The following is a 271-nucleotide window of genomic DNA, read 5'->3' as shown; positions in this document are numbered from 1 at the left end:
GTCAGCCCAGCCTGCCGCTCTGGAACAGGAAGACGAGCGCCACGCCCATCGCGCCGAAGGCCAGAATGGATTCCGACGGGAGGGCTCGGTGGACGATCTTGCTCGACGAGAGCAGAGCGATGAGGACGACCGCAATGACGAGTGCCATCGTGCTGCCTTCAGGGCCTCAGGTTGAGCGCGCGTTGCACCCACCCGGGAATCTTGGAGCGGCTGCGGTTGAGGACGACACCGAGGACCCCGACATCCCGGAGGAGGTGCAGGGTCCGCTCCA

1 protein-coding gene is annotated in these 271 nt (G+C 66.1%); it reads right to left on the bottom strand.

Annotation, left to right across the window (positions count from 1 at the left end; translation table 11 throughout):
• Nucleotide 1: 1 nt before the first annotated feature.
• The gene (locus SAZ04_RS22125; protein ID WP_332699758.1) at nt 2–148 is read right to left on the bottom strand and encodes a hypothetical protein; all 147 of its coding nucleotides are present in this window, start codon (nt 146–148) and stop codon (nt 2–4) included.
• Nucleotides 149–271 lie beyond the last annotated feature (123 nt).

This window comes from Halalkalibacter lacteus, assembly GCF_036663595.1.
Taxonomy (GTDB): Bacteria; Bacillota; Bacilli; order Bacillales; family Bacillaceae_D; genus Halalkalibacter; species Halalkalibacter lacteus.
This window is presented reverse-complemented; position numbering and strand designations above follow the sequence as displayed.

Excerpts from the sequence above, each read along its gene's own strand:
- SAZ04_RS22125 (WP_332699758.1), bottom strand. The coding sequence starts at position 148 with ATGGCACTCGTCATTGCGGTCGTCCTCATCGCTCTGCTCTCGTCGAGC.